At 56.3% G+C, this 6,737-nt stretch carries 4 protein-coding genes; 2 read left to right on the plus strand and 2 right to left on the minus strand.

Features of this window, described 5'->3' with window-relative positions:
• Together JRG72_11060 and adeC are read left to right on the plus strand one after the other, a co-directional pair.
• A partial coding sequence (locus tag JRG72_11060) for an efflux RND transporter permease subunit (protein ID MBW2135742.1) occupies nt 1-2,971 on the plus strand: 2,971 nt, incomplete at its 5' end.
• 1 nt (nt 2,972) lies between these two features.
• On the plus strand, nt 2,973-4,394 hold the full coding sequence (adeC, locus tag JRG72_11065; GenBank protein ID MBW2135743.1) for an AdeC/AdeK/OprM family multidrug efflux complex outer membrane factor: 1,422 nt from the start codon (nt 2,973-2,975) through the stop codon (nt 4,392-4,394).
• Nucleotides 4,395-4,497: 103 nt separating this feature from the next.
• On the opposite strand, the gene JRG72_11070 is transcribed toward adeC, so the two are convergent.
• Together JRG72_11070 and JRG72_11075 are read right to left on the minus strand one after the other, a co-directional pair.
• Nucleotides 4,498-6,207: an AarF/ABC1/UbiB kinase family protein gene (locus tag JRG72_11070; protein MBW2135744.1), complete on the minus strand. Its 1,710-nt coding sequence runs from the start codon at nt 6,205-6,207 to the stop codon at nt 4,498-4,500.
• Nucleotides 6,208-6,359: 152 nt separating this feature from the next.
• A partial coding sequence (locus tag JRG72_11075) for a hypothetical protein (GenBank protein ID MBW2135745.1) occupies nt 6,360-6,737 on the minus strand: 378 nt, incomplete at its 5' end.

Raw genomic sequence — 6,737 nt, forward strand, 5'->3', positions numbered from 1 at the left:
GACCGGGCTTGACAAGATGCTTTATATGTCGGCCACCAGTGACTCTTCAGGCATGTGCCGCATTGAATTAACTTTTGCCCCGGGGACTGATCCGGACCTCGCCTGGTCCAAAGTTCAGAACAAGCTCCAGCTTGCCATGGCCAGCCTGCCGACGGTCGTGCAAAACATCGGCGTCGAGGTTGGCAAGGCCACGAAAAACTATTTACTTATCGTAGGCCTGATATCGGAAGACGGCAGCATGAGCGGCTATGATCTGCGAGATTATGCCCAATCCAACCTAGAAAAGGTGCTGGCCCGAGTGCCGGGGGTGGGGGAGGTGCAAAATTACGGATATCAATATGCCATGCGGGTCTGGCTCGACCCGGTCAAGCTGACCAATTACCACCTGACGATGGAAGATGTTATCAGGGCGCTTCGGGCCTACAACGTCGAGGTCTCCGCCGGGCAGTTCGGCGGGACCCCGGCGGTGAAAGGCCAACGCTTGAACGCCTCCATCATCGTTCAGCATCTTCTCCAGACCCCGGATGAATTTGCCAAGATCCCCATCCGCACCAACCCGGATGGCTCCATTGTTCGGATCAAGGATCTGGGCAAGACCGAACTGGGGACCGAATACTACGATGTCGAGTTCTTTTACAATGGCAAGCCTGCCGCAGCCCAGGCCATCCGGATGACCGCGGGCGCCAATGCGCTGGCCACGGCTGATGCCATCAAGGCGAAACTAAAAGAGATGAGCCGCTATTTTCCCAAGGGGATGAAGGTGGTTTATCCCTACGACACCACTCCCTTTACCCGTGTGGCCATTGAGGAGGTGGTCAAGACCCTCTTTGAGGCGATTTTTCTGGTTTTTGTAATCATGTACCTGTTCATGGGGAATATCCGGGCCACCCTGATCCCGACCATCGCGGTGCCGGTGGTGCTGCTGGGGACTTTTGGGATTTTGGGACTTTTCGGGTTTTCCATCAACATGCTGACCATGTTTGCCATGGTACTGGCCATCGGGCTTCTGGTGGACGACGCCATCGTGGTCGTGGAAAACGTGGAGCGGATTATGAGCGAAGAGGGGCTCCCGCCCCGAGAGGCCACCGCTAAGTCCATGGACCAGATTACCAGTGCCCTGATCGGCATCGGGGCGGTGCTGGCGGCGGTTTTTGGCCCTATGGCGCTTTTTCAGGGCTCTACCGGGGTTCTCTACCGCCAGTTTTCCGTGACCATCATCACCTCCATGCTGCTGTCGGTGATAGTGGCCCTGATCCTGACGCCGGTCCTTTGTGCCACACTACTAAAACCAGTGGCGGCCGGACATGAGCCCGCGGACAAGGCAATCTTTTTCCTGCGTCCGTTTTTCAGGTGGTTTGATCACATCTTTTTCTGGGTCCGAGATCTCTATGTGAGAGTGGTCGGTCGCTCTTTCTCCAGGACCTTGCGCTACTTGGTTATTTACCTGCTGATCGTGACCACGGTGGGATTCCTGTTTTATCGAATGCCCACCGCTTATCTCCCGGATGAAGACCAGGGTATACTCCTTGGCCAGGTAATCATGCCCACCGGCTCTACCCTTGAACAAAACCTGCAGGTCTTGAACCAGATCCAGGATTATTTCCTCCAGAACGAACCAGAGGCGGTTGAATCATGCGGAATCTTGGCCGGTTACAGCTTTGCCGGCCGGGCCCAGACCAACGGCCTGGCATTTATCAAGCTCAAAGACTGGAAGCTCCGCGACCGGCCGGAGCTAAAGGTTATGGCAGTTGCGGGAAGGGCCATGCGAGCCTTTTCTCAAATCCGAAACGCCAGGATCTTTGTCTTCCCGCCGCCGTCAGTCATTGAACTGGGCAATGCTACGGGGTTTGATTTTGAGTTGCTGGACTTCGGCGGACTGGGCCACGCCGCCTTGATGTCGGCCCGCAATCAACTGCTAGACATGGCCAGGCAGGACCCGAGATTAACCCGGGTTCGACCCAATGGCATGGAAGACGTCCCCGAATACCGGATTGACGTGGATTGGGAAAAGGCCGGGGCCTTGGGGGTTCCCATCACCGAGATCCACAACACCATTTCGGCGGCCTTCGGCGGTGCTTATGTCAACGACTTTATTCAAGCCGGGCGGGTCAAACGGGTTTACGTCCAAGCGGACGCCCCTAACCGCATGTTACCCAATGATCTGGAAAAACTCTATGTGCGTAATGGGTCAGGGAAAATGGTTCCCTTTGCTTCTTTTGCCTCCGGCCACTGGACCTACGGTTCTCCCAAGCTGGAGCGCTACAACGGCTTCCCGTCCATCAATATCTGGGGCGAACCAGCGCCCGGAAGAAGTACCGGTGAGGCGATGCAGGCCATGGAAGAGCTCACCTCGAAGTTGCCGCGGGGAATCGGTTTTGACTGGACCGGGCTCTCTTATCAGGAAAGGATGGCAACCGCCCAAGGGCCTATCCTCTATGCCTTTTCCATTTTCGTGATTTTTCTTTGTGTGGCGGCCCTGTATGAAAGCTGGACCATCCCGTTTGTAAATATGCTGATGTTACCGCTGGGGGTATTTGGCGCGATTTTGGCCACTACGTTGCGGGGGCTGCCCAATGATGTCTATTTCCAGATCGGATTTCTGACCACGCTCGGCCTTTCGACCAAAAACGCCATTCTGATTATTCAGTTTATCAAAGAACGGTTGCGGCATGGAGATGGACTGATCGATGCCACCCTGGGAGCGGTGAGAATACGATTCCGCCCGGTCATCATGACGTCGCTGGCCTTTTTCTTTGGTACCCTGCCGCTGGCCATTGCTTCCGGGGCGGGGGCCGGCGCCATGAATGCCATTGGGACCGCGGTTACCGGCGGGATGCTCTCCGCCACTTTCATTGATCTTCTTTTCATCCCGATGTTCTTTGTCCTCGTATCAAGTCTATTCAAGAAAAAGCAACCCCCGCAAATCCCTGAGCAAGAGCTTGATTCCACCGGGCCCCAGGAGGTGCGTTAAGATGAGGAGACAAGCGTTACTGGCTCTCGGACTGTTAATGTGCCTGGGGGGCTGCACTCTGGCGCCGAAATACACCAGGCCGGAAGCGCCGATTCCGACCCAGTGGCCCCAAGGTCCAGCTTACAAAGATACCCAAGCCGCGGTCGGGGGGCCGACCGCCTTGGAGCTGAACTGGCGGGAATTTTTTGCCGACCCACAGCTACAACAGGTTATCGCCCGAGCCTTGGAAAATAACCGGGATCTGCGGCTGGCGGCCTTGAATGTGGAAAAGGCCCGCGCCCTGTACGGCATTCAGCGGGCGGAACTGTGGCCCGTGGTCAATGCCGTCGGCGGTGGCGGAAAACAGCGGGTGCCTGCCGATCTTTCGGTCACCGGGAAATCGATGACCATGGAGGAATATCGGGTAAATCTGGGAATCACTTCCTGGGAGATTGATTTCTTCGGCCGCCTCCGCAGCCTGAAGGATGAGGCGTTGCAGGAGTACCTGGCTACTGAGCAGGCCCGGCGCAGCGTCCGGATTTTGCTGATGTCCGAGGTTGCCCGAGTGTATCTGACCCTGGCGGCCGATAAAGAGAACCTCCAGTTGGCCCGTTCTACCCTGGAGACCCAGCAGGCCACCTATGATTTGATTAAGCGACGTTATGAAGTTGGCATCGCCTCCAGATTGGATCTGGAGCGGGTTCAATCACAGGTGGATACCGCCCGGAGAGAAGTCGCCCGCTTCACGCAATTGGTGGCCCAGGATCAGAACGCCTTGAATCTTTTGGCCGGTTCTATGGTCCCAGAAGAGCTTTTGCCCGCAGACCTGAGCAACGTTGGCTCTCTCAAAGAGATTTCTCCCGGTCTGTCTTCTGAGGTGCTTTTGAATCGACCTGACATTTTACAAGCGGAATATCGGCTCAAGGCGGCCTATGCCAATATCGGCGCCGCTCGGGCTGCCTTCTTTCCCCGCATTTCTCTGACCACCGCGATGGGAACCGCCAGCGCAGAGCTTTCCGGGCTGTTCAGCTCCGGCTCGGCGACCTGGAACTTTGCGCCCCGGATCGTTTTGCCGATCTTTGATGCTCGTATCTGGGCCGCCCTGCGGGTCAGCAAAGCCAATCGAAAAATCCTCCTGACCCAATACGAAAAGGCCATCCAAACGGCCTTCAGAGAAGTGGCTGATGCCCTGGCGGTGCGGGGAACAGTAGGGCAGCAGATATCGGCGCAGCAATCACTGGTCAACGCCAACGCGGCAACCTATCAACTTTCCAAGGGACGCTATGTCAAGGGGATTGATAACTACCTGAGCGTCCTGGATGCGCAACGTTCCCTCTATGCGGCCCAACGCGAGCTTATTTTACTTCGCCTGGCCAAGCTCGCCAACCACGTGCGGCTTTATGCGGTATTGGGCGGGGGCAATGAACAACCTAAGGCACCTTGAGGAGGCTCATAACCGGGCCATCGTACGGCGGCGGACAACCCCCGGCGAGACTCAGCCTCAGGAGGCAGCCTTTCCTCCGAGTGGTTTGACCGGGCTGGGACAATTACAGCTTCCCGCGTCTGATGATGGAGATCAACAGCCAAAACCCCATCGCCCCGGAAACCACAAAACCTGCCAGGCAAATAACGGGTATATCATGCCATTTGGGTGGGATATCCGAAAGCACGATAAGAGAGGAACCGATCACCAGAGAAGCCAGGACAATCGCAAAGGCCAACCGGTTGCTGATCCGGTCATGGGTATGAAGCATCGGCTCCAGGCCGCGATGCTCGAATTCGACCTTCATCTTGCCCTGTCTGACCTGTTTGAGGAACTCGCGCAGCTCTCCAGGAAATTCCTTCATAAGATGGAACAATTCCATTCCCGAATCGAACATCTCCCCGGCGATGCGCGGCGGATACAGACGCTCCAACTGAATCCTTCGCATAAACGGGGCCGCCTGTTCCATGGCGTCAAAGTCCGGATCCAGGGTGCGGCCTACTCCCTCCACGGTGCTAAGGGCCTTGGTCATCAGAAACAGATCTGATGGCACCCGCAGGCGATGCTTATCAACCAGATCCAGCAGCTCTTGCAAGAGTGGACCGAGTTCCACCTCCTTGAGAGGGCGGTACAGGTAGAGATCTAAAAATTCGGACACATCTCTCTGCAAAGCTCTGCGATCCGGTTCCTGATCCCAATAGGTGAGCCTGAGTAGGGCATCCATGACCTTTGCTTCATCCCGGCTCACCGCCCCCATTATTAGGTCGGCGAAGTCATCCCGGCTTTTCTGGCCGATACGCCCCATCATGCCGAAGTCCAGAAAACAGATGACGTTGTTCGGCAAGATAAAGATGTTGCCCGGATGGGGGTCGGCATGAAAGAAACCGTGCACGAAAATCTGTTTCATGATCAGATCAAAGCCCCGGCGGGCGATCTCCTGCGGATTAAGCCGGGCCTTTTTCAGGCGCTCGAGGTCGGAGACCTTGATGGCGTCCACATACTCCATGGTAAGCACCTTGGCGGTGGTGGCGTCACGATAAACCTTGGGCACATAGATGGTGGGATCACTGATAAACTGACTGGCAAAACGCTCCAGGTGGGAGGCTTCGAGGGTGTAGTCCAGCTCCTTTTCCAGCACCCGAGTAAATTCCTCTACGATCTGGGTGGGGCGCTGGATCTCCCAGCCGGCTAGATGTCGCTCTGCCAGGGTAGCCAGATGCATCAGGATTTCCAGGTCAACCTCAATGGTTTTGCGGATGTCCGGCCGCTGGACCTTGACTACCACCTCTTCCCCATCGGCCAGCCGGGCCCGATGAACCTGTCCCAAGGATGCCGAAGCCAGGGGAATTTCTTCAAAATCTCTGAAGATTGTGTCAAGCGGAACCTGTAGTTCTGTTTCAATAATCTTCTGGGCCTGTTCCGAGGCAAAGGGCGGCACCTGGTCCTGCAATTTTCCCAGTTCGTAGAGGAACTCCGTGGGCAAAAGATCCGGACGAGTGGAAAGAATCTGGCCCATCTTGACAAATGTCGGACCGAGATCCTCGATGGCCATTCTGACCCGCTCCGCCCGGGAGAGAGTCTCCAGGTCTTTCCGCGGTTGGCGAGAAATCAACCGCAGGCCGATATCCAGATAGTGTTCGATCTTCAGGCTGTGCAGCAGATCCCCAAAGCCATATCGAAAAAGCACCGTCAGGATCTGCCGGTAACGCTGGGCATGGCGGTAAGTGCGTCCGATGATGCCGATCTTACGGATGGCCAAGACAGTTCCCTTTATCGGCGTTCAGCCACCGACCTTAGCTTGCCGAAGACCCCAAGAACCCTTCCGGACACCCTGGATTGTCCCGAACCAAGTCTTGTGGGTGACTCTTGCAGCTGTTCGTCTGGCATTAGTTGATGACTGAACTCCAGACTAACGACTTTTTATGATCAGTCTTCTTTTTTCTCTCTCTTAAGGGCCTCTTTGGCGCCTTTCCACATACCCGATAGCGCCCCGGCAGCTACCTCCAGGGATCTTTTGGCCAGTTTACCGGCTTCCTCAGCAGTGCTCCGGGCAGCCCTTCCCAAGAGCTTGGCGGCCTTTTCGGAGGTGTCTATACCTAGTTCCTTGAGCCGTGCGCCAACGGTTTTAGCGGCTTCGCCGGCCTTCTCCTTGAGAACGGACGTGGTTTTGCGGGATTCAGTGGCGATGTCGCTCAGAGCCTTCTTGGCCACCTCCCCGGAGCGTCGCGCCACCCGGTCCACGGTCTCCAGAAACAGATCCTCGATAGTTTCCAGATCTTCTTTGGCCCTGGCGAGATCTTCCAC

This window comes from Deltaproteobacteria bacterium, assembly GCA_019309545.1.
Lineage (GTDB): Bacteria > Desulfobacterota > Desulfobaccia > Desulfobaccales > Desulfobaccaceae > Desulfobacca_B.

Excerpts from the sequence above, each read along its gene's own strand:
- adeC (MBW2135743.1), top strand. The coding sequence starts at position 2,973 with ATGAGGAGACAAGCGTTACTGGCTCTCGGACTGTTAATGTGCCTGGGG.